We start from the raw sequence: 21,109 nt of genomic DNA, 5'->3' as shown, positions 1-21,109 counted from the left end.
GATGCAGCCCAAAGGCCAGAGCGCTTCCATCTTAAAAGAGCGCGTCCATCTTAAACGGGGCGCGGAAACGCTCTCTTTGTTTTTACGCGTTCCCTGACGGAAAACCGCTCCGCACTTTTCCTGGGAAGGCTTTAGAACGCCTCAAAGTCGCCCGCCGCCTTGGTCAGCGGCTGCGAATGGCCGTGACGCAACATGCCGTTGCCCAGCGCCTTCTTCATGTCGGCGAGCTTGACCAGGCTAACAGCCGTGGTCACGTCGACGAGGCAGGTATCGGGGATCACGGCGGTGATCGTGTCGATGAACTCGGCCAGGCCGCGGGTCTTCTGCACGGCCAGATCGATGCCCTGCAGCACCATCATCTCGTCGCGATTGTCGAGTGCCGAGGCGCCCCGACCGCCGAGCAGCTGAGGCTCGATCCGTTCGATGAGATAGGCGACGTCGTGAAGTTCGGTGACGACGCGCATCAACACTTCGGGCAGCGATTCTTCCACGTGCGGCATGTGGCCCTGGTAGTCAGTCTGCATTGTCGGTTCTCACGTGGTTTTTCTGACGATAGTGCAGGCGTGTGGTTCGCCTGCGGAGCATGCCCCGCAGGATCAGAAGAATTCGATGGAGCTTTCGACCGGACGTGGCGCGATCACCGGGCGCTCTTCCAGCTGGACCGTGCGCTGGGTTTCCACCCCTGTCAGTGCGTACTGACGGGCGCGTCCCGACGACGGCCAGTATTCGAGCTTGCGGCCGTGTTCACCGCCGGTGCTCTCGCCGACGATGCGGATGCCTTCGTCAAGCAGGAACTGCCGGGCAAAGGCGGCATTCTGCTCACCGACATTCGAAAACCGGGCGATGGTCTTGGCGCCGCCGAAGATCTTGGCCTCGAGCCGATCACGCCGGGCGCCCTGCTTCAACAGACCGTTGATCAGCAGTTCCATGAGATGGACCCCATAGCGGGTCGCATCGCCGCCGGAAGCGGGCGACGACGCCGATCCCGGCAGCAGGAAATGATTCATGCCGCCGACTCCGACCACGGGATCGCGCATGCACGCGGCCACGCAGGAACCGAGAATGGTCGACAACACCACATTGGGATCGTTGAAGACCTTGTACTCGCCCTGAATGACATGCACGCGCTTGCCGACGGCTTCCATGTTCATTTCAATGCCCCAAATACGGCTTCGATCGCGGCCTTCATCTTTTCGATCGTGAACGGCTTGGCCAGCACGTTGTTGGCTCCGAGCGCTGCCGCCTTCTGGACCAGCGCGCGGTCGCCCTGCGCCGTCAGAATGATGAAGGCCGCCTTCTTGGTAGCCGGGTTCGACCGCACTGCCTGGAGCAGGCCAAGGCCATCCATCTTCGGCATGTTGAAGTCGGAGATGACAAGGTGATGCGGGTTCTGGGCCATGATCTTCATGCCCTGTTCCCCATCACCGGCGGCGGTGATCTGCTTGAAGCCCAGCTGCTGCAGGGCGTCGCCCAAAAGCAGGCGGCTCGTGACCTGATCGTCGACGATCAGAACTTTTATTTTTTCGGCGATGGACATTATTCGCTTCCTTCCTTCCGGAACGCCGCGGTCTTCAGTATCTCCTCCCCGATGGAACCGAGGGGGAGCTGCGTTTCGACGGCGCCCAATTCATAGGCAACTCTCGGCATACCGTAGACGACACACGTCTTTTCGTTTTGTCCGAAGGTCTTTGCCCCGGCATGCCGCATTTTCAGGAGACCGGATGCGCCGTCACGGCCCATGCCAGTCAGAATGACGCCGATCGCATTGCGACCGGCAAGTTCGGCGACCGAATCGAACAGCACGTCGACCGAAGGACGGTGGCCGTTGACCGGATCCCGATCGACCAGACGGCAGCAAGGCGCCGTCGGATTGGAGACCTGCAGGTGGCGCTGGCCGCCCGGGGCCAGATAGACCTTGCCGATTTCGAGGCGTGCGCCATCGGTTGCTTCCTGCACCGTCGGTGCGCACAGGCGATTGAGCCGCTCGGCAAAGCTCTTGGTGAAGGTGTGCGGCATATGCTGTGTGATCACAGTCGGCGGGCAGTTCGGCGGGAACTTCTGCAACACGGTGATCAGGGCCTCGACGCCGCCGGTGGAAGCGCCGATGGCGATGATCTTGCGCCCTGCCCGATATTCCGAGGCACCGTTGACATTGGCCGCCGTCGGCGCTGCCGCCTTGTTGCCGGTGATGATGAACTTTCGCTGCGAGCGGGCTGCGGCCTTCACCTTGTCGATCAGATCGCCGAAGGGGTTCGGATCGCCCGGAAGGGGTTTTCCGACGCAATCGAACGCACCGATTTCAAGTGCTGCAATCGTCGCCTCGGCACCCTTGTGTGTCAGCGTCGAGACCATGATGACCGGCATCGGGCGCAGGCGCATGATCTTGTCGAGGAATTCCAGGCCGTTCATGTTCGGCATCTCGATGTCGAGCGTGACGACATCGGGATCGAGCTGCTTGATCGCCTGGCGCGCTTCCATCGCATCGGCCGCCTGGCCGACGACGGTCACGCCGGGATCGGAATTGAGAACTGCGGTGATCAGGCCACGCATGGTGGCGGAGTCGTCGACGACGAGAACGCGAGCGGGTGCGGTCATGCCCGTCCTCCATGAAACTTGCCGGTATGGCGGTAGGTGGTGATGCCGATATTGTCGAACTGCGACTTGGCGTCGCCCGACACGCGCTCGGAATGACCGATGTAGAGATGTCCATTGGTGCCGAGCATTCCGGCAAAACGCGACCAGATCTTCATCTGCGTCGGCTCGTCGAAATAGATCACCACGTTGCGGCAGAAGATGACATCGAACGGCCCCTTGAACGGCCATTGGGCCATCAGGTTGAGCTCGTTGAAGGTGATGAGCCGCTTGACGCGATCGTCGATCTGCCACTTGAAGCGGCCGCCGGCATTGACCTCGTCGAACCATTGCTTGCGCATGGCCGGATTGACCGTTTCGAGCGCGGTGGCATCATAGGCGCCGGCCCGTGCCAGCGTCAGGATCTTCGGGTCGATATCGGTCGCGAGAATGCGGAAGTCGTAATCGGCCGCGTTCGGCAGCAGCGACAGCACCGTCAGCGCGATCGAATAGGGCTCCTGCCCGTCCGAGCACGCCGCAGACCAGATACGCACGCGACCGCCGGCCTTGGCGCGGGCAATCAGCTCCGGCAGAACCTCCGTCTTCAGATGCTCGAAGTGATGATTCTCGCGAAAGAAGCGGGTGAAGTTCGTCGTCAGATGCGAGAGCATGTCGCGGCGGGCGGCAGCGCCTGCCGGCGAGGAGACCAGCTGGCAGTACTCGCGGAAGCCCTTGAGACCGAGGTTGCGGATGTGCTTCGACAGGCGGGAATAGACCAGCGATGCCTTGGTCTCGTTGAGATAGATGCCGGCATCGGCATAGATCATCGCTGCGATTTCACTGAGATCGCGGCGCGTCAGCGGATACTCACCGCTTGCCAAACATTCATCGGGCGACTGCTTCTGCTCCAGAATGGCCTGGTTTCTCATGCTGCTTCCCTTTCTTCCTGCGGGAAGACAGATTGGAGTTCTATCAGGCAGATCAGCCGGCCTTCGATCGCGAGCACGCCGCGGGCGAAGCTCCTTTCGAATTCGGACGAGATGACATCAGGTGTCGGCTGGATCTTGTCATCGGTAATCGTCAGTATGTCGGAGACGGCATCGACCAGCAGGCCGACGACCTTGTTCTTCACCTGGGCGACGATGATGACATGGCGGACGGTCGGCTCGGCCGGCTTCATGCCGAGGCGTGCCGACAGATCGATGATCGGCAGCACCGCGCCGCGCAGATTGATGATGCCGAGCATATAGGCCGGCGCATGCGGCATTGCAGTCGCCGGTGTCCATCCGCGGATTTCGCGCACGGACATCACGTTCACGCAGAACTCCTGATCGCCGACGCGGAAAGCAATCAGCTCTCGTCCGTCCGTGGTCAGATTCCTTGCGGCATAGGTCATCGCATTCATCCAGCAGCAGCGAGAGACATTTCAGCCTTCAGCGAATGGCCACGCGAGGCGGCCACGATCGTGTCGACATCGAGGATGAGCGCCACCCGACCGTCGCCAAGAATGGTCGCCGCAGCGATGCCCGGCACGTGGGTGTAGTTGGCCTCAAGGCTCTTGATGACGACCTGGCGCTGGCCCTGGATGGCGTCGACCATCAGTGCGCGCTGGCCGCCACCTTCGGATTCCACCAGAAGTGCGACGCCTTCGACCGGGTTTGCCTGGCTGGCGCGGAAGTTGAGGATGCGACCGACGTCGACCAGCGGGCAGAAGGAGTTGCGGATCGATATCAGCCGCTGGTTGGAGCCGAACGAATGGATTGCGGCGGCTTCCGGCTGCAAGGTCTCGACGATCGCCGTCAGCGGCACCACCAGCGTCTGGTTGGCGACCGTGACCACCATGCCGTCAAGCACGGCGAGCGTCAGCGGCAGGCTCATGGTGAAGACCGAGCCGTGGCCGGGCTTCGAGGAGATGTTGATGCGGCCGCCGAGCGCCTGGATCGAGCGCTTGACCACGTCCATGCCGACGCCGCGGCCGGAGATGTCGGAGATCTTGTCGGCGGTGGAGAAGCCGGCGTGGAAGATCAGGTTGTCGATCTCCTCGTCGGAGAGATTGGCATCGGCGGCGATCAGATCGTTGTCGATCGCCTTCTGGCGCACCTTCTCGCGGTTGATGCCGGCGCCGTCGTCGGCAAGCTCGATGACGATGCGGCCCGACCGGTGCTTGGCCGTCAGGCGCACGGTGCCTTCGGCGCTCTTGCCGGCGGCGAGACGCTTCTCCGGCGTTTCGAGGCCGTGATCGACGGCGTTGCGGATCATGTGCGTCAGCGGTTCGGCCAGCTTGTCGATGACCGTCTTGTCGACTTCGGTGTTTTCGCCTTCGGTGATGAGACGGACAGACTTGCCGGTCATGTCGGCGATTTCGCGAACGATGCGCGACATGCGCTGGAACACCGGCTTTACCGGCTGCGCGCGGATCGCCATCACCGAGTCCTGGATCTCGCGGGTGAGCTGCTGCAGCTCCTCGAGGCCCATGTTGATCGACGAGGTGCCGTTGGCGTCGTTTTCGACCACGCTCTGCGACAGCATCGCCTGGTTGATCACCAGTTCGCCGACGAGGTTGATCAGGCGGTCGACGCGATCGAGATCGACGCGGATGGTCGGTGTCGCGGCGGATGCGGCTGCCTGCTGCGCGGCTGCGGATTGCGCCGCGGCACTGGCGGCGGCACCGGCCGACTTTTCAACAGGCGCACGGGCGGTCGACTGGGCCATCTGCAGCACGTTGCTGGCCGTGCCGGCGGCAGAGACGGCCGCATCGCGGATCGCCTGCCGGGCTGCCAGCTGCTCTTCTTCCTCGATCACGCCGACCGAAACAGCCGGCTCGTCGTCGAGGATCGAGAGGTCGAACGGCACCGGCTGCATCGGCAGCTCTTCGCTCGGAGCGGCTGTGTCATCGGAGACCAGCAAAATCTCGAGGTCGCAATCCCACTCGGCGAATTCGAACACGGTGCGGATCGCGTCCTCGCCCTTGTCCGTCTTCAACGAGATCTTCCAGGAGAAGTAGGCGGATTCCGGATTTAGGCGATCGAGCGCCGGAAGCGCGTCCATGTCGCAATGGATGCTCATCTCGCCAAGGCGGGAAAGGTCGCGCAGAAGCAGCGTTGCCTCGTTGCCCTTGGCGTAGAGATCGGATCTCGGCTTGAAGACGATCTCGTAGGTCGGCATCTCCATCAGCGCCGGCTCGTCTGCCTCGAAATCGTCGAAGGAGAACGCGACGGGCTGGAAGCCTTCGTCGTTGGCGACGGGTGCCGTTACAACCGGGGCGGCCTTGGTGACCGGCTCGGCAGCGGCCGACGCCTGCGGTACCTCGCCGTTGGCAAGCGCCTCGAGTTCCTTGATCAACTGGCGGCTGCGCGCCTCGTCGACGCTACCGCCATCGCGGGCAGCGTTCGTCAGGTCGGCGAGCACGTCGGCCGACTTCAGCATCACCTTCAGAACCTCAGGACCGGGGTCGAGCCTGTTGGAACGAACGCAATCAAGTGTCGTCTCGAACACGTGGGCGAAGGAGACGAGGTCGTCGAGCCCGAAAGCGCCGGCGCCACCCTTGATCGAGTGCACCGCGCGAAACACCGCATTGACCGTTTCCGGATCGCGGTCGCCGTCATTGAGCTTCAGCAGACCCGATTCCAGTTCGGCGAGTTGTTCCTCGCATTCCTGGAAGAAGATCTCTTTGATTTCGTTCATATCCATTGGAGGCTATCCTCGGACTTCAGGCCGTTACGCGCTCGATTGCATCAATCAGTTTGGTCGGGTCGAACGGCTTGACGATCCAGCCGGTAGCTCCGGCCTGACGGGCGCGGTTCTTCTTTTCGGCGTCGCTTTCCGTGGTCAGGACCAGGATCGGGATAGCGCGGTAACGGTCGTTCTTGCGCACGCCTTCAATGAAGCCGAAGCCGTCGAGACGCGGCATGTTGATGTCGGTGACGATGACATCCGGATTGGCTTCTTCGAGAACCTCGAGGCCCTCGACGCCGTCCTCTGCCTGGATCGTTTCGAAACCGGCATTGTTCAGCGTGACCAGAAGCATGTTTCGGATCGTCCGGGAGTCGTCGACTGTCAGAACTCGCTTTTTCATTCTTCAAATCTCCTTTGCCATCAGGTGATCGATATCGACCCCGATGAGCTGTGTCGTTTTCTCGAAAGCGTCCGACACCTTGCTGAAGGTGAAAGACAAATGATCCTCTTCCCAAGTCTTGGCGCCGGCCATCAGCACCTGGACGCAGAGCGTTCCAACCCGCTCGACCGCCGAGGCGTCGATCGTGAGATCGCTGCCCTTCAGGCCCAAAAGCTTCTCATGCAGCGCTGTCGCTTCGTTCAGGTCCAACACCGGAGCGAGGCTGAGCGTCTTCTGAGCGGTCTTTTTGCTGGCCATTCCTGTTTTCCTCGACTGCTAACTCTTGAGTGCCCTTGAGATCAGCGTTGCCAACCGGCGAACTGACGTTGCGGACCGTCGTCGAACAATGGCGCCGCCATTTCATCGTCGGCCATCGCCGCAGGAGCCACGAGGCCGCGTCCCTGGCTGGCGGCCGGTGTTGGTGAGGCCGCGTGGCGGCGTTCAACGCGGAACCTGCGGATCGTCTCGCCGAGCTCGACGATGACATTGTGCAGGTCGTCGGAAGACCGGACCGTCTCGCCCGCCATCGCGGCACTTGCCTGCACGGCCTGCGAAATCGCACCGATGTCAGAGGCAACGCCCTTGAGATCGCCGACCTGTTGTTCAGCCTCACGGGCGATACCGGAGACGGCGGCATTGATCGATGTGACCTGCTGGACGATGCTGCTGATCGCATCCTGAGTGCGACCGACGATCTCGACGCCGGTCTCGACCTGCGCCTTGGTGCCCGTCACCAGCTGCTTGATTTCACGTGCCGCTTCGCCGGAGCGCTGCGCCAGCGCGCGCACTTCCTGGGCGACGACGGCAAAGCCGCGGCCGCTGTCGCCTGCCCTTGCAGCCTCGATGCCGGCATTCAGCGCCAACAGGTTGGTCTGGAAGGCGATCTCGTCGATGACGCCGATGATCTGGCCGATCTTTTCGGCCGACGCTTCGATGTCGGCCATGGCGGAGATTGCCTGGCCGGCAATCTCGCCGCTGCGCTCGACAGCAACCCTTGTCTCGGTGGCTTTGATCTCGGTGGCGCTGATGCGGCTCGAGCCCGTCGCCATGCGTTCGGTCATGTCGGCAAGCGCTGCGAGCTGACCCGAGAGGGCATCGGCTTCAGCCGCCGCCTTGTCGGAAAAACCGGCCGCTCCGTCGCGCAGACGGCCAATGAAAGTCTCCGCCGCCTGACCGCGCTGATCGGCGGACTGCAGGCTCTGCTGGATCGTGTCGAGTGCCGCGTTCAAGCTGGCGACGATCGGCTGGTAGGCATCCGGCGCGCTCTCGGACAGGCGCACGCCCAGGTCGCCGTCGTTCAAGCCTTTGGCGAAGTCGCCGAATAGGGTCGTTACCGCCTGCTCGTCGGCACTGTGCTGGTCGGCGAGCTGGCGCTGATGCTGCTGGCGAAGGGCGTTGAAGCGGAGCGAGACGCCGATCTCGGTGTCGACGAAAACGGTACGGACTAGTGCCGCAACCAGATCGCACAGTTCCTTGCGACGTCCCCTGCCCATCGGCAGGAAGGACTTCGGCCAGGCCTCTTCGATGAGGCCGACCAACAAGTGTTCCAGCACGACGGCGTGGCTTGCCATCTGCCAGCGCGGATCGAGGCCCATGCGGTTCGATGTGTCGGCAAGCACCTTGACGCGCTCGGCATAGAGGCCGTCAAAGCGGGCATCGGTCAGCACGTTCCAGTGCGAAGACTGGATGTCCTGCAGGCGATCGAGCTGCCGGTCGTTGTCGAAATGGCGGGCTGCGTCGGGATAGCTCTGCAGGCGCTGGAAGAGATCGCGAAGGGCTGCGTCGATGCGAGGGGAAAGTTTCTGCCTGGTGTCGCGGACGCGGGAACAACTCTCGTCGTCGAGCCCGGCAAAGCGCAAGCGCTCCAGCAGACTGCCTGCCTGGCCCTTCCTTGCCTGTTCTGACGATGCTTCCTGCCTCAACGCTAAATCCCCGGCTTTGCATGCTTGGAATTTGCCTGGGGAGTATCCGGACGGTCCACGGTCCACCGGACGTGCACGCCACATCAATGAGATCAGCCCCCGCCGCTTGGGCGTCTGCTATCGTCCATCCCGCAAGTAAATTCGGTGAAGAATCGATACCGGACCGGAACCGGTACGGCGGGGCGGCATCATGCCTTGAGGAGACTGTGAATTTTCCCATTCCGACGTGTGGGACAATGTTTATGGTTAATTCCTTGCTTGAAGGTTAACGGTCGATGGCCTGTAACCGGAATCACTAAAATTCGCCGGGTGTTTCCTGGCGCTGTTTTTGCGGCGCAGCAATGCCGCACTATTGACCCCGAATTTCAACAGGTTTTCACTCACAAGAGTTTAGAATTGTACTTCTACTTGCGCTCGCGTATCGAAGCGAACGTGAAGTGGGCGCAGATCGCGCGGAAGAAACCTTTGCAGCAAGCAAAGCGACATCATGACGATGCGCTGACGGGAAACGAACAATGATTGTTCTTGGAATTGGCGCCGCTCTCACAGCAATCCTGACAATGATGGCCGTATCCATCGTGCTCAATCTCGAGCATAACCGCTCGACGAACCGCAGCTCGGTTTTCTAAGCGAAAAAACGAACGCCATCGTCGTCAACCGCGCACTTCATGCGGCACCGTTACTCTCCTATATTTCACCGTTACTGGTTGCCATTGGCCTGTTGCACATGGCTTTTCGTTAGCGACCGCCAGTTTTCTGCATAGTGCACAAAGCTCTCAGGCACGGGGCCGGCGAAGGCCTGCACGCCGGTCCGCACGTGGCGGCCGTCGACAAGACTTGCAGCCCCGAGGCTGGTGCCGGTCACGTTGTGGCTGTCGGCAAGGACCGGGCGCCCCGTTGCCGCCTGAAGCATGCGCAAATAGGCGGCGTTTGCAGCGAACGGTCCCTCGACCACGATATCCCCTCGCGCCCCGATGAGATCGAGGCATGTCGCCGTCATCAATGCCAGATGGAAAGAAACGGCGGCGACCCTGCCGGCCGGCGTCAGCTTCTCCTCGTCCACCGTCCAGCGCGCCTTGGCGGATGGGAAAGGTCCGGAGCCTTCGGGAAGCGAAGGCAACAGCATGTGCCCTGCCGCAATGACGGCCTCCTCGTCTTCAAACGCGGTGGGCGTCGTGCCGTCGCCGAGCAGCAGCGAGAAGGCACGACCGCCCATGAAACGCGCCGAGGGAACCGGGTCGCCGAGAGCGTTGACGTTGATCAGTGTGTCGCGATGTTCATCGAGCGTCACTTTGGCGGCGCCAACCGCCAGCATCACGACCCAGGTGCCGGTCGACACCACGGAAAACGGCGTCGTTCGGGTCAGCAGATGCGGCAGCAACGACGCGTTGGAATCGTGGATGCCGCAGTAGATAGGCGTACCCGCGGGAATGCCGGTGGCGAGGCAAAGCTCGGGCAGCAGCTTGCCGACGATATCGTCTGCCTTGCGGACGGGCGCAAACAGGTGCCGCCAGCCCTGGCCTTCCACCAGCGTCGAGAAGGCGCCTTCCGTCGGGTTCCAGAGGTCGGTGTGGCAACCGAGCGAGGTCAGTTCGTTGACGCGCACGCCGGTCAGCCGGAAGGTCCAGTATTGCGCATAGGTCAGGATCGTTGCGATCCTGGCGAAGGCGTCGGGAAAGGTCTGCTGCTGCCAGAACAGCTGCGCGCCGACATTCAGGCCCATAGGCAGGCGCGCGGAGCCGGTTTCGGCAAAAGGCGGACGAACGGCCTCATAGGCTTCCGACAGGGTATCCGGCCCGACGAATTCATAGTCCAGCACCGGCAAGGCAAGGTCGCCGGCCTCGTCGAGGACAACCGCGGTTGCGCCGTGGGTGGTGATCGAGATCGCTTGCAAGGGATGCTCGGCCTGGAGCGCCGTCAGGCTATCGAGCACGAAGGCCCAGAGACGCTCGACATCGAAATGCGGATAGGGCTCGCCCGCGACGACACGGTTTGCGGTCTTGCGCACGGCAACCTCTTCGAAGCGATCGAGATCAACCGCTGCGACCTTGGCATTGGTCTTGCCGATGTCAATGACGCCCACGATCCGCATCGGGTCAGCTCATGTGAAAAACGGTTTTGAGCGGTACGGCGACCGGATCGTTATCCTCGCGGGTTTCCATGATGTCGGCCATATGAGCCCACCACTTCCGCATCACCGGATGGGAGGGCAGATCGGCCATGCCGTGGTCGTCCGCTCGCCAGAGGACGCCGAAGAGCAGATCGTTCTCCTCGTCGAGATGGATGGAGTAGTCCGAAATACCGGCCTCCTTCAACAGGGTCACCAGCTCCGGCCAGATGGCATCGTGACGTGCGGTATATTCGGCGGCCATTCCCGGATTGAGCCGCATACGGAAGGCGTATTTTTCCATGGAAACCTCAGTGGGCAAGACGGCGGCGGGCGCGTCGCCACAGGATGGGCAGGGCGATCACCGAGATCAACAGCAAACCGATGAAGATCGACATGACGATGCCCGGCACGTTCAGGAGCCCGAAGCCGAAGGTGACCATGCCCATGATCAGGGCCGCAAGCACGACCCCCGGTATGGTACCGGAGCCACCGAGAATGCTGACGCCGCCAAGCACCACCATGGTCACGACTTCCAGCTCCCAACCAAGCGCGATCGACGGTCGGGTGGAGCCGAGGCGCGAGGTCAGGCAGATCGAGGCAAGCCCCGCCATCAGGCCGGTGAGCAGAAACAGCGTGAACTTCACGCGGCCGACGCGGATACCGGAGAACAGCGCGGCCGTCTGGTTGTTGCCGATCGCGTAGACGGCGCGGCCGAAATTGGTCTTGTGCAGCACGACGCCATAGATCACGGCCAGGACGACAAAGAGCGTGAACTCGAACGAGAACACCCACCAGACATAGCCCTGCCCGAACCAGGAGAAGCTTCCGGGATAGCCGGTGAAGGCCTGATCGCCAAGGATGATGAAGGAGAGGCCACGAAACAGGCTCATCGTACCGATAGTGACGACAATCGACGGCAGGCCGAGACCGGTGATCAGCAGGCCGTTGACGACGCCGCAGGCGAGCCCGACCGAAAGTCCGACAACCACCAGCGCCGGCGTGTCGAAGCCGAGCTGGACGGCATAACCCATCGCCGTCGAGGCGAGCGCGATGATCGAGGCGACCGAGAGATCGATCTCGCCTGAAATGATCACCAGCGCCATGGCGAAGGCGATCATCGCCGTTTCGGTGAAGTTGAAGGTGGCGTCGGACAGGTTCCACGGGTCGAGGAAATAGGGTGAGGCCAGCGAATTGCCGATGAAGATGAGGCAGGCGACGACGAACAGCAGGCTTTCCCAACTCTTCAGCAGGCGCGCGCCGCGCCCTTCGAGGCGATCGGGAATGTTGCGGGGGGAGAGATGCGTTTCTGCCATCAGACAGCCTCCGCCTTTTTGAGGATGACGCGTCCCTTGCGCCGTTCGGCACGCGCATTGACGGCAACGGCCGTTATGATGACCATGCCGGAAATCGCCATCTGGGCAAAGGGCGAGATGTTGATGACCGGCAGAGCGTTCTTGATCACACCGAGGAACAGCGCGCCGAGCACCGCTCCCGGCACCGAACCGATGCCACCGGCGATCGAGATGCCGCCGATGACGCAGGCGGCGATGATGTCGAGTTCGAAGCCGGCGGCAATATCGACATAGGCAACGGCATAGCGCGACACCCAGAGATAGCCGGACAGCCCGGCAAGCGTCCCCGAGAGGCAATAGGCAAAGAAGCGCGTCCGGCCGACGTCGATGCCGGTATAGACAGCCGCATGCGGATTGCCGCCGACGGCGAAGAAGGCCCGCCCGAGCGGCGTGCGGCTTATCACCAGGAAGATCGCCGCGACCGTGACGACCGAGAGCCAGGACAGCACGGGAATGCCGGCAAGATCAGTGCGCGGAAAGCTCTTGAAGGCATCGCTCATCTGGTGGGCATTGATCCACTTGCCGTTGGTCAAGAGGAAGATCAGGCCGCGATAGATCGTCAGCGTGCCGAGAGTGACAACGATCGGCGGGATGTCGAGTTTCCAGACCAGGGCCCCATTGATCATCCCGAGCACCGCGCCGAGCGCTATGGCCGACAGGAGGATGACGGGGATCGGCAGGCCGGGGAACGCGGCGTTCAGCATTGCCGCGACCATGCCGGAAAGCGCCAGGTTTGCCGCCATGGACAGATCGATGCAGCGCGTCAGGATCACGGCCATCTGGCCGAGCGCCAGGATGATGAGGATCGAGGTGTCGTTGTAGACGCGTGCCAGATTGGTCGGCGCAATGAAGGGCGGGAAGCGCCAGGCGATCAGGACGACCAGCACCAGGATCGCGCCGACAAGCAGCAGTTCACGGTTTTTCAGGAGCTTGGCCATCATGCGGCCTCCGCAATGCCGGCGGCGGCACGCACCAGCTTTTCCGCCGTCAATTCTTCCCGCTCGAAGCGGCCGACAATGCGGCCCTCGCGCATGACGATGACGCGATCCGACATGCCCATGATTTCGGGGATTTCCGATGAGACCATGATGACGCTGAGGCCCTGTGCGGCAAGCTCACTCATGAAGGCGTGCACCGCGGCCTTGGAGCCGATGTCGATGCCCTTGGTCGGTTCATCAAGAATGATCACCTTCGGCTTGGTCGCCAGCCATTTGGCGATGACCACCTTCTGCTGGTTGCCGCCCGAAAGCGTGCCGACGTCCTGATCGAGGGAGGCGGCCCGCAGATCGAGCCTAGACGTATATTCCCGCGCAAGCGCGAACTCGTTGGCAAGTTTGAGGAAGCCGGAGCGCGAGGTGCGCGACAGCGACGGCAGCGTCACGTTCTGGAAGATCGGCAAGCCGATGATCGCGCCCTGACGCCCACGCTCCTCTGGCACATAGACGATACCGCTCCTGATCGCCTCGGACGGATTGCGGATCACCAGGATTTCGCCATCCAGCCTGATGGCACCTGCCGACGGGCGGGTGATGCCGATCAGCGACTGCATGAATTCGGAGCGGCCCGCGCCGATCAGCCCATAGAAGCCAAGAATTTCGCCACGTCTCAGTTCAAAGTTAATGTCCTCGAACTCGGTCGGGTGACGGTAGCCGGAGACTGTCAGAACGGGGTCGCCGATGGCTACGTCCTTCTTCGGATAGACGGAGCCGACGGCGCGGCCGACCATCATGCGCACGAGATCGTCCTGACTGACATCGGCGATCAGCCCCTCGCCGACCATCGTTCCGTCGCGAAACACGGTGTAGCGATCGGCGATGCGGAAGATCTCATCGAATTTGTGGCTAATGAAGAGGATCGCCTTGCCGTCGGCCTTCAGCCGTTCGACGAGCGCGTAGAGTTCGTGAATTTCCTTGTGCGACAGCGCCGCCGTCGGTTCGTCCATGATCACGACGCGGGCATCGACCGACAGAGCCCGGGCGATCGCCACCAGATGTTTCTTGGCAATGCCGAGATCGCGCAGCCGGATCGTCGGATCGAAATCAGCGCCGGCGCGATGCAAGAGCGCACGTGCATCCGCATTGAGCTTATTCCAGTCGATCAGGCCGAAACGGTTGCGCGGGGCATGGCCGAGGAAGATGTTTTCAGCGACGGACAGTTCGTCGAACAGAACCGTTTCCTGATGGATGGCGGTTACGCCTGCCCTTGCAGCAGAAAGCGCGGTCGGGAAGGCGGTTTCCGCATCCGCAACGCGGATGCTGCCTCCATCAGGCTGATAGATGCCCGTCAATATCTTGACGAGGGTCGACTTGCCCGCACCGTTCTCACCGACGAGTGCCGTCACGGAGCCCGGATAGAGCGACAGCGAAACGTCGGACAATGCCTTGACGCCGGGAAAGGACTTGGAGATGCCTTCAAGCGCAATGGCGGGCTTCATCCGCGATGTGATCGTATCCTGCAACACATTCCATCCGCCTGATTTGTGGGCCTGACATCCAAGGCGCCACGTCTGCAAAATTGCCCCTCACCCTAACCCTCTCCTCGCTCGCGGGGAGAGGGGACCCGTTGGCGTGTCGCCGCTTACGCCGACGCCCATTAGGAGCGGAGCATCGCCGCATGTTTCCCTTCTCCCCGTCAAACGGGGAGAAGGTGGCCGGCAGGCCGGGTGAGAGGTAACCGCCCCTCGCCGATCAGAAGATCTTTGCGAACTCTTCGACGTTCGAGGCGTCGTAGACGAACGGGTCGGCCATGGCGCCTTCGTTGTTGTCGTCGAGCTTCACAGCGCCCATGCGGCCCATCTTCAATTCCGCGCCGGGCTTGGCTTCGGCACCGTTGACGAGATCATAGGCGATCATCGTTGCGGAATAGCCGAGATCGATCGGGTTCCAGATCGCGAAGGACTTGGATGCGCCCGACTTCACGTGACCGGCCATCTCCGAGGGAAGGCCGAGGCCCGTGACATTGATCTGGCCGATCTTGCCGGCATCGGTGACGGCCTGTGCCGCAGCAACGATACCGACCGAGGTCGGCGCGATGATCGCCTTCAGGTTGGGATAGGACTGAATGAGCCCTTGCGTTTCGCGGTAAGACTTGTCGGCAAGGTCATCGCCGTAGACGGTCGCGACGACATTGATGCCCTTGTAGTTGCCCTGAACCTTCTTCATTTCCTCGATCCAGGTGTTCTGGTTCGTGGCTGTCGCCGAAGCCGAGAGCACGGCGACATCGCCGCCATCCGGCAGGTTGTCGGCGGCGAGCTTGATGATCATGTTGCCGATCAATGGATTTGACGACGGGTTGAGGTGCATCTGGCGGCCGTCCTTGGCGACCCCGGAATCCCAGGAGATCACCTTGATGCCACGATCCATCGCCTTCTTCAGCGCCGGAACGAGAGCATCGGTGTCGTTGGCGGAAACAGCGATGGCATCGACCTTCTGGGCGATCAGCGAGTTGATCACCTCGATCTGGCCTTCAGCGGTCGTCGTCGTTGGACCGGTGTAGATCACCTCGACGTCGCCCAGTTCCTTTGCGGCTTCCTGCGCGCCCTTGTTGGCAGCCTCGAAGAAGCCGATGCCGAGCGCCTTGACGACCAGGGCGATCTTCTTGTTTTCCGCATGTGCGGCATTGGCCATCAGCGCCAACGACACGGCGGCCGTGACCATCAATGATTTCAGGATCTTCATTTCCACTCCTCCCATGGACCGGAACGCGATCGGGATGACCGCATCGTCCGGTACTAACCTTCTCGAATTCGCAACCGGCCCGGTCTTTTCCGACCGGTGCCGATCCTTCCCCTCCCCTCGGCCGTCTCAAGCGGTCGAGGATGCATTCTCCGCGTCAGCGCCGGACCTGGCGTTGGCGATCACCAATCGCACGCCGGCATTTTCGAGCATCGCAGCATGCCTGTCCTCGATGCCCGAATCCGTGATCACAGTGGCGATCCGCTTCAATCCGCACAGGATGAGGCTGGAGCGCTTGTGAAATTTCGACGAGTCGACGAGCACGACGAGCTCGTCGGCCTGATCGATCAGTTTCTGCTCGGCCTGGATCAGCAGCGGATCCGCCTCCATCAGACCGAGCGGACCAAGCCCCTGGGCGCCCATGAACATGCGGCGCGCATAGAAATTGCGCGTCACGTCATTGTCGAACGGACTGAGGATGATGTTCTGCTCGCGGTAGATCGTGCCGCCCGACAGCATCACCGTGTTTTTCGAGTGCTTGAGCAGATGCTCGGCGATCGGAAACGAGTTGGTGAAGACCTGCATCCGGCGATTGGTGAGAAAGTGCACCATCTGGAAGGTCGTCGTGCCGCCATTGATGATGATCGGCTCGCCATCTTCGCACAGCGCCACCGCCTCCTTGGCGATCGCCTGCTTCTCCCGCGCATGCAGGCTTTCATTGACCTTGAAGGGTCGCCCGGCCAGCCCGACGAACTGCGGCGGATTGATCGCTTCCGCCCCGCCGCGCACGCGCCGCAACCGCTTCTGCACGTGGAGCGCCGCGATATCGCGCCGGATCGTCGCCTCGGAACTGTCGGTCAGATCGACCAGTTCCGGCACCGTGACCACGGGCTTTTCCTGAACCGCCGACAGAATGATCCGATGTCTTTCTTTCTCGTGCATTCGCTCCTCCGATAATTTGCATGCTTCCATCACGACCAAACATTGTCAATCACAATCAATCATATTTTTTCATTGTGCAGTGCGACATGCGCGAATTTGATCGTTTTTGATTGACAATGACTCTCGGGCCATGTGATCTGATGCCAACCACATCTCCACGCGGCCGCCAAGCCGCGTGGCAACGGACCGGGAGGATTTTCGAGATGCTCGACAAGCAACAGGGCGCGCGGCTTGCCAATCTATGGGATGAGACGAAGGCGGCCGGCATGAGCGAGGCCGAACGTCTTCTCTATCGTTCGAACCTGCTCGGCTCCGACAAGCGCATCACCAACTACGGCGGCGGCAATACCTCGGCCAAGGTGATGGAGAAGGACCCGCTCGGCGGCGGCACGGTCGAAGTCCTCTGGGTCAAGGGCTCTGGCGGCGACGTCGGCACGATCAAGATGGACGGCTTCGCCACGCTTTGCATGGACAAGCTGAATGCCCTGAAAGGCATCTATCGCGGCGTCGCCTTCGAAGACGAGATGGTCGGCTATCTTCCGCATTGCACGTTCAACCTCAACCCGCGCGCCGCCTCGATCGACACGCCGCTGCACGCCTATGTTCCGAAAAAGCACGTCGATCACATGCATCCCGATGCGATCATCGCGATAGCGGCCTCCAAAAACAGCAGGGAATTGACGGCAAAAATCTTCGGCAACGACATCGGCTGGCTGCCCTGGAAGCGCCCGGGCTACGAACTCGGCCTCTGGCTGGAAAAGTTCTGCCTGGAGAATCCGTCCGCCCGCGGCGTCGTGCTTGAAAGCCATGGCCTCTTCACCTGGGGCGACACGGCCAGAGAAGCTTACGAGACCACCGTCGAAATCATCAACAAGGCGATCGCCTGGTTCGAGACGGAAAACACCAGGCCGGCCTTCGGCGGCGTGGCCAAGCCGACGCTCGATGCGAGCGACCGGGTGGCGATTGCCAAACGGTTGATGCCGGTCATCCGCGGCCTGATCAGCGCCGACGAGCGCAAGGTCGGACATTTCGACGACAGCCAGGCGGTGCTCGACTTCGTGACCGCCAAGGATCTCAAGCCGCTGGCAGCGCTCGGCACCAGCTGCCCGGATCATTTCCTCAGAACCAAGATCTGCCCGCTTGTCGTCGATTTCGATCCTGCCGCTGCAGACATCGAAAAGACCCTTGCCGGGCTTGCCGACGCAATCGCTGCCTATCGCGCCGATTACGCCGCCTACTACGAGCGCTGCAAACATGCAGACAGCCCCGCCATGCGCGATCCGAACGCGGTCGTCTACTTGGTGCCCGGCGTCGGCATGATCACCTTTGCCAAGGACAAGGCGACGGCGCGCATCTCCGGCGAATTCTACGTCAACGCCATCAATGTCATGCGCGGCGCATCCGGCGTCTCGACCTATGTCGGCCTGCCGGAACAGGAAGCCTTCGACATCGAATACTGGCTGCTCGAGGAAGCCAAGCTTCAGCGCATGCCGAAGCCAAAAAGCCTTGCGGGACGCATCGCGCTGGTGACTGGCGGCGCCGGCGGCATCGGCAAGGCAACGGCACACCGGCTGATGCAGGAAGGTGCCTGCGTCGTCATCGCCGATATCGACGAAACGGCGCTTGCTAGCGCCGAAAGCGAGCTTGCGGCCCGCCACGGCAAGGATTTCGTGCGTTCGCTCAGCATGAACGTGACCAGCGAGGCGGCGGTAGAAGGTGGCTTCGGCGATACGCTTTTAGCCTTCGGCGGTCTCGACATCCTGGTGTCGAATGCCGGCCTTGCCTCCTCCGCCGCGGTCGAGGATACGACGCTGGCGCTCTGGAACAAGAACATGGACATCCTTGCGACGGGCTACTTCCTCGTCTCGCGCGAGGCCTTCCGGGTCTTCCGCAACCAGAAGGCCGGCGGCAACGTCGTCTTCGTTGCTTCCAAAAATGGTCTTGCCGCGTCGCCCGGCGCATCGGCCTACTGCACCGCAAAGGCAGCCGAGATCCACCTCGCCCGTTGCCTGGCGCTCGAGGGCGCGTCCGCCCAGATCCGCGTCAACGTCGTCAACCCGGACGCCGTGCTGCGCGGCTCGAAAATCTGGACCGGCGAGTGGAAAGAGCAGCGCGCCGCCGCCTACAAGATGGATGTCGACGACCTCGAGGCGCACTACCGCGAACGCTCGATGCTGAAGCTCAGCGTCTTCCCGGAGGATATCGCCGAGGCGATCTACTTCCTCGCCTCGGACATGTCGGCGAAATCGACCGGCAACATCGTCAATGTCGACGCGGGCAATGCCCAGTCGTTCACCCGCTGATCCGGAGATTTTGATGAGCACCACCATGATCGGCAAGACCATCCTTGACGCAGAGAACGAGCGCCGCGAGGCGGCACTTCGCCAGGACTATGAAAGCCTTGGCGAAAGGCTGGCGCGCCGCGGCATCGACGTCGACGCCATCAAGCGCAAGGTTGCGGCCTATGGCGTCGCAGTCCCCTCCTGGGGGGTCGGCACCGGCGGCACCCGCTTTGCCCGCTTCCCCGGCAAGGGCGAGCCGCGCAATATCTTCGACAAGCTGGAGGATTGCGCCGTCATCCAGCAGCTGACACGGGCAACGCCCAACGTCTCGCTGCACATCCCGTGGGACAAGGTCAGCGATCTCCAGGAACTGAAGCAGAAAGGTGCCGCCCTCGGCCTCGGCTTCGACGCGATGAACTCGAACACCTTCTCGGATGCGCCCGGACAGGCACATTCCTACAAGTTCGGATCGTTGTCGCACAGCGACGCGGCCACGCGCGCCCAAGCGGTCGAGCACAATCTCGAATGCATCGACATCGGCCGACAGCTCGGCTCGAAGGCACTGACGGTCTGGGTCGGAGACGGCTCCAACTTTCCCGGCCAGAGCAACTTCACCAGATCGTTCGAGCGTTATCTCGATGCGATGAAAGCGGTCTATGCCGCACTGCCCGAGGACTGGCGCGTCTTCACCGAACACAAGATGTTCGAGCCGGCCTTCTATTCGACCGTGGTGCAGGACTGGGGCACCAACTACCTGATCGCCCAGGAACTTGGACCCAAGGCCTTCTGCCTGGTCGACCTTGGCCACCACGCGCCGAACGTCAACATCGAGATGATCGTCGCCCGGCTGATCCAGTTCAGGAAACTCGGTGGTTTCCACTTCAACGATTCGAAATATGGCGACGACGACCTCGATACCGGCTCGATCGACCCCTATCGCCTGTTCCTCGTCTTCAATGAACTCGTCGATGCCGAGACGCGGGGTGCCAAAGGCTTCGATCCGGCCCATATGCTCGACCAGAGCCACAATGTCACCGATCCGATCGAAAGCCTGATGACGAGCGCGATGGAGGTCTGCCGCGCCTATGCACAGGCCCTCATCGTCGACCGCACAGCGCTCGACAGCTTCCAGCAGGACAATGATGCACTGATGGCGGCGGAAACGCTGAAGACCGCGTTTCGCACCGACGTCGAGCCGATCCTGGCGATGGCGCGCTTCGAAAGCGGCGGGGCGATTGCGCCGGTTGCGACCTATCGGGCGAGCGGCTATCGCGCCAAGGTGGCCGGCGAGCGGCCGGCCGTTGCCGGCGGTGGCGGCGGCATCGTCTGAGATCCACTCCCCCATCCCACAATCTAAATGCCGGGCAGCGATTGCTGCCCGGCATTTTCACGCACGATTGATATCGTCTCGCGGATCGGCTCCGATCTCGTAGGCGGATCATAAAGCGAGCGTGACCGCGGCCTTTTGTGCGCCCTGTTTGACGGACGGCGCCGGATTGTCCCGCACAAATGCTTCGCATTCCTGCAAAAAATCATCGCGCGATGAAATTGCCCCCTATCTGATTTGAAATCCTGGTCTATCTTTCCCTTCTAGGTCCAACGGAAAGGGAACCATTCATGGGTATCGAAAGCATTCTCGTATTCCTGATTGTCGGAGCGATCGCCGGCTGGCTTGCCGGCTTGATCGTCAAGGGGTTCGGCTTCGGCCTGATCGGCAACATGGTCGTGGGCATCATCGGCGCCTTCATCGCCGGCTTCCTCTTTCCCGCCATCGGTATCAGCCTTGGATCGGGCGTGCTTTCGGCGATCCTGCACGCGACGATCGGCGCAGTGATCCTGCTGGTGCTGATCCGCATCGTCAAACAGGCGTGACGAACCACCGCCACGCGACCATACCGCATGGCTCGCCGACCCGGCGGGCCGTGCCAGTCCAACGGAAGGAAATCACCATGAGCGAGCCGAACTCCGACAATATCGAAACGGCGCTGAAGGCGTTCATGGCCGACCATCCCGGCAAGCTCACACGCGAGCAGGCGATCGCGGCGATCCTCGAAAACTGGTTCACGACCCATGGCTACCTGCCGCCGCAGCAGGAAGGCAGACGCCCGGAAGACCTTGACGCCTCCAACGACGATTGAGGCA

At 61.9% G+C, this 21,109-nt stretch carries 22 protein-coding genes; 5 read left to right on the top strand and 17 right to left on the bottom strand.

Features of this window, described 5'->3' with window-relative positions; all coding sequences use genetic code 11:
* Positions 1-131: 131 nt before the first annotated feature.
* The 10 genes from cheT to J3R84_RS01340 all read right to left on the bottom strand — a co-directional run bounded on the left by cheT (position 132) and on the right by J3R84_RS01340 (position 8,607).
* Positions 132-524 carry a chemotaxis protein CheT gene (cheT, locus tag J3R84_RS01385; RefSeq protein ID WP_025425904.1) on the bottom strand — a complete coding sequence of 131 codons (393 nt, stop codon included), beginning with the start codon at positions 522-524 and terminating at the stop codon, positions 132-134.
* A gap of 72 nt (positions 525-596) precedes the next feature.
* Positions 597-1,151, bottom strand: coding sequence for a chemoreceptor glutamine deamidase CheD (gene cheD / locus J3R84_RS01380; RefSeq protein WP_025425903.1), 555 nt, complete (start codon positions 1,149-1,151; stop codon positions 597-599).
* On the bottom strand, positions 1,148-1,537 hold the full coding sequence (locus tag J3R84_RS01375) for a response regulator (RefSeq protein ID WP_025425902.1): 390 nt from the start codon (positions 1,535-1,537) through the stop codon (positions 1,148-1,150). The genes cheD and J3R84_RS01375 overlap by 4 nt, the downstream gene beginning before the upstream one ends.
* Positions 1,537-2,595: a protein-glutamate methylesterase/protein-glutamine glutaminase gene (locus tag J3R84_RS01370; protein ID WP_203527675.1), complete on the bottom strand. Its 1,059-nt coding sequence runs from the start codon at positions 2,593-2,595 to the stop codon at positions 1,537-1,539. Before J3R84_RS01370 ends, J3R84_RS01375 begins: the two co-directional genes overlap by 1 nt.
* Complete coding sequence (cheR, locus tag J3R84_RS01365) at positions 2,592-3,500, bottom strand: protein-glutamate O-methyltransferase CheR (RefSeq protein ID WP_025425900.1); 909 nt, start codon at positions 3,498-3,500, stop codon at positions 2,592-2,594. Before cheR ends, J3R84_RS01370 begins: the two co-directional genes overlap by 4 nt.
* The gene (locus tag J3R84_RS01360) at positions 3,497-3,967 is read right to left on the bottom strand and encodes a chemotaxis protein CheW (protein ID WP_203527678.1); all 471 of its coding nucleotides are present in this window, start codon (positions 3,965-3,967) and stop codon (positions 3,497-3,499) included. Before J3R84_RS01360 ends, cheR begins: the two co-directional genes overlap by 4 nt.
* A 5-nt stretch (positions 3,968-3,972) precedes the next feature.
* Complete coding sequence (locus J3R84_RS01355; protein ID WP_025425898.1) at positions 3,973-6,261, bottom strand: chemotaxis protein CheA; 2,289 nt, start codon at positions 6,259-6,261, stop codon at positions 3,973-3,975.
* A 19-nt stretch (positions 6,262-6,280) separates the two neighbouring features.
* Positions 6,281-6,646 (bottom strand): response regulator, encoded by a 366-nt coding sequence (locus tag J3R84_RS01350; protein WP_025425897.1) that lies wholly within the window; start codon positions 6,644-6,646, stop codon positions 6,281-6,283.
* Between the two features lie 3 nt (positions 6,647-6,649).
* A complete protein-coding gene (locus tag J3R84_RS01345) occupies positions 6,650-6,943 on the bottom strand; it encodes an STAS domain-containing protein (protein ID WP_025425896.1) in 294 nt (97 codons plus the stop codon).
* Between the two features lie 41 nt (positions 6,944-6,984).
* Positions 6,985-8,607: a globin-coupled sensor protein gene (locus J3R84_RS01340; protein ID WP_025425895.1), complete on the bottom strand. Its 1,623-nt coding sequence runs from the start codon at positions 8,605-8,607 to the stop codon at positions 6,985-6,987.
* Positions 8,608-8,865: 258 nt separating this feature from the next.
* Here J3R84_RS01340 and J3R84_RS01335 point away from each other — a divergent pair, with 258 nt between their 5' ends.
* A complete protein-coding gene (locus tag J3R84_RS01335) occupies positions 8,866-9,126 on the top strand; it encodes a hypothetical protein (protein ID WP_146160866.1) in 261 nt (86 codons plus the stop codon).
* Between the two features lie 181 nt (positions 9,127-9,307).
* Here J3R84_RS01335 and J3R84_RS01330 read toward each other — a convergent pair whose 3' ends face one another.
* The 7 genes from J3R84_RS01330 to J3R84_RS01300 all read right to left on the bottom strand — a co-directional run bounded on the left by J3R84_RS01330 (position 9,308) and on the right by J3R84_RS01300 (position 16,685).
* Complete coding sequence (locus J3R84_RS01330; protein WP_025425893.1) at positions 9,308-10,699, bottom strand: FGGY-family carbohydrate kinase; 1,392 nt, start codon at positions 10,697-10,699, stop codon at positions 9,308-9,310.
* 4 nt (positions 10,700-10,703) lie between these two features.
* Positions 10,704-11,018: an L-rhamnose mutarotase gene (gene rhaM / locus J3R84_RS01325; protein ID WP_025425892.1), complete on the bottom strand. Its 315-nt coding sequence runs from the start codon at positions 11,016-11,018 to the stop codon at positions 10,704-10,706.
* Between the two features lie 7 nt (positions 11,019-11,025).
* Entirely contained in the window at positions 11,026-12,030 is a 1,005-nt protein-coding gene (locus J3R84_RS01320; RefSeq protein WP_203527681.1) for an ABC transporter permease, read from the bottom strand.
* A complete protein-coding gene (locus tag J3R84_RS01315; protein ID WP_025425890.1) occupies positions 12,030-13,010 on the bottom strand; it encodes an ABC transporter permease in 981 nt (326 codons plus the stop codon). The genes J3R84_RS01320 and J3R84_RS01315 overlap by 1 nt, the downstream gene beginning before the upstream one ends.
* The gene (locus tag J3R84_RS01310; RefSeq protein WP_025425889.1) at positions 13,007-14,503 is read right to left on the bottom strand and encodes a sugar ABC transporter ATP-binding protein; all 1,497 of its coding nucleotides are present in this window, start codon (positions 14,501-14,503) and stop codon (positions 13,007-13,009) included. The genes J3R84_RS01315 and J3R84_RS01310 overlap by 4 nt, the downstream gene beginning before the upstream one ends.
* A 253-nt stretch (positions 14,504-14,756) precedes the next feature.
* Complete coding sequence (gene rhaS, locus J3R84_RS01305; protein ID WP_025425888.1) at positions 14,757-15,746, bottom strand: rhamnose ABC transporter substrate-binding protein; 990 nt, start codon at positions 15,744-15,746, stop codon at positions 14,757-14,759.
* Between the two features lie 126 nt (positions 15,747-15,872).
* A complete protein-coding gene (locus J3R84_RS01300) occupies positions 15,873-16,685 on the bottom strand; it encodes a DeoR/GlpR family DNA-binding transcription regulator (RefSeq protein WP_025425887.1) in 813 nt (270 codons plus the stop codon).
* 203 nt (positions 16,686-16,888) lie between these two features.
* Between J3R84_RS01300 and J3R84_RS01295 the strand changes: the two genes are divergently transcribed.
* From J3R84_RS01295 to J3R84_RS01280, 4 genes are all read left to right on the top strand, one after another.
* A complete protein-coding gene (locus J3R84_RS01295; RefSeq protein ID WP_025425886.1) occupies positions 16,889-18,988 on the top strand; it encodes a bifunctional rhamnulose-1-phosphate aldolase/short-chain dehydrogenase in 2,100 nt (699 codons plus the stop codon).
* A gap of 13 nt (positions 18,989-19,001) precedes the next feature.
* Complete coding sequence (gene rhaI / locus J3R84_RS01290) at positions 19,002-20,297, top strand: L-rhamnose catabolism isomerase (protein ID WP_025425885.1); 1,296 nt, start codon at positions 19,002-19,004, stop codon at positions 20,295-20,297.
* A 287-nt stretch (positions 20,298-20,584) separates the two neighbouring features.
* A complete protein-coding gene (locus J3R84_RS01285; RefSeq protein WP_025425884.1) occupies positions 20,585-20,839 on the top strand; it encodes a GlsB/YeaQ/YmgE family stress response membrane protein in 255 nt (84 codons plus the stop codon).
* Between the two features lie 77 nt (positions 20,840-20,916).
* Positions 20,917-21,105 carry a hypothetical protein gene (locus tag J3R84_RS01280; protein WP_025425883.1) on the top strand — a complete coding sequence of 63 codons (189 nt, stop codon included), beginning with the start codon at positions 20,917-20,919 and terminating at the stop codon, positions 21,103-21,105.
* The last annotated feature ends 4 nt before the right edge of the window (positions 21,106-21,109 follow it).

It is taken from the genome of Ensifer canadensis, assembly GCF_017488845.2.
Classification (GTDB): domain Bacteria; phylum Pseudomonadota; class Alphaproteobacteria; order Rhizobiales; family Rhizobiaceae; genus Ensifer; species Ensifer canadensis.
Note: the sequence above shows the minus strand (reverse complement) of the source record. Positions and strands in the feature narration are given on the sequence as shown.

Excerpts from the sequence above, each read along its gene's own strand:
- cheT (WP_025425904.1), bottom strand. The coding sequence starts at position 524 with ATGCAGACTGACTACCAGGGCCACATGCCGCACGTGGAAGAATCGCTG.
- cheD (WP_025425903.1), bottom strand. The coding sequence starts at position 1,151 with ATGAACATGGAAGCCGTCGGCAAGCGCGTGCATGTCATTCAGGGCGAG.
- J3R84_RS01375 (WP_025425902.1), bottom strand. The coding sequence starts at position 1,537 with ATGTCCATCGCCGAAAAAATAAAAGTTCTGATCGTCGACGATCAGGTC.
- J3R84_RS01370 (WP_203527675.1), bottom strand. The coding sequence starts at position 2,595 with ATGACCGCACCCGCTCGCGTTCTCGTCGTCGACGACTCCGCCACCATG.
- cheR (WP_025425900.1), bottom strand. The coding sequence starts at position 3,500 with ATGAGAAACCAGGCCATTCTGGAGCAGAAGCAGTCGCCCGATGAATGT.
- J3R84_RS01360 (WP_203527678.1), bottom strand. The coding sequence starts at position 3,967 with ATGACCTATGCCGCAAGGAATCTGACCACGGACGGACGAGAGCTGATT.
- J3R84_RS01355 (WP_025425898.1), bottom strand. The coding sequence starts at position 6,261 with ATGGATATGAACGAAATCAAAGAGATCTTCTTCCAGGAATGCGAGGAA.
- J3R84_RS01350 (WP_025425897.1), bottom strand. The coding sequence starts at position 6,646 with ATGAAAAAGCGAGTTCTGACAGTCGACGACTCCCGGACGATCCGAAAC.
- J3R84_RS01345 (WP_025425896.1), bottom strand. The coding sequence starts at position 6,943 with ATGGCCAGCAAAAAGACCGCTCAGAAGACGCTCAGCCTCGCTCCGGTG.
- J3R84_RS01330 (WP_025425893.1), bottom strand. The coding sequence starts at position 10,699 with ATGCGGATCGTGGGCGTCATTGACATCGGCAAGACCAATGCCAAGGTC.
- rhaM (WP_025425892.1), bottom strand. The coding sequence starts at position 11,018 with ATGGAAAAATACGCCTTCCGTATGCGGCTCAATCCGGGAATGGCCGCC.
- J3R84_RS01320 (WP_203527681.1), bottom strand. The coding sequence starts at position 12,030 with ATGGCAGAAACGCATCTCTCCCCCCGCAACATTCCCGATCGCCTCGAA.
- J3R84_RS01315 (WP_025425890.1), bottom strand. The coding sequence starts at position 13,010 with ATGATGGCCAAGCTCCTGAAAAACCGTGAACTGCTGCTTGTCGGCGCG.
- J3R84_RS01310 (WP_025425889.1), bottom strand. The coding sequence starts at position 14,503 with ATGAAGCCCGCCATTGCGCTTGAAGGCATCTCCAAGTCCTTTCCCGGC.
- rhaS (WP_025425888.1), bottom strand. The coding sequence starts at position 15,746 with ATGAAGATCCTGAAATCATTGATGGTCACGGCCGCCGTGTCGTTGGCG.
- J3R84_RS01300 (WP_025425887.1), bottom strand. The coding sequence starts at position 16,685 with ATGCACGAGAAAGAAAGACATCGGATCATTCTGTCGGCGGTTCAGGAA.
- J3R84_RS01295 (WP_025425886.1), top strand. The coding sequence starts at position 16,889 with ATGCTCGACAAGCAACAGGGCGCGCGGCTTGCCAATCTATGGGATGAG.
- rhaI (WP_025425885.1), top strand. The coding sequence starts at position 19,002 with ATGAGCACCACCATGATCGGCAAGACCATCCTTGACGCAGAGAACGAG.
- J3R84_RS01285 (WP_025425884.1), top strand. The coding sequence starts at position 20,585 with ATGGGTATCGAAAGCATTCTCGTATTCCTGATTGTCGGAGCGATCGCC.
- J3R84_RS01280 (WP_025425883.1), top strand. The coding sequence starts at position 20,917 with ATGAGCGAGCCGAACTCCGACAATATCGAAACGGCGCTGAAGGCGTTC.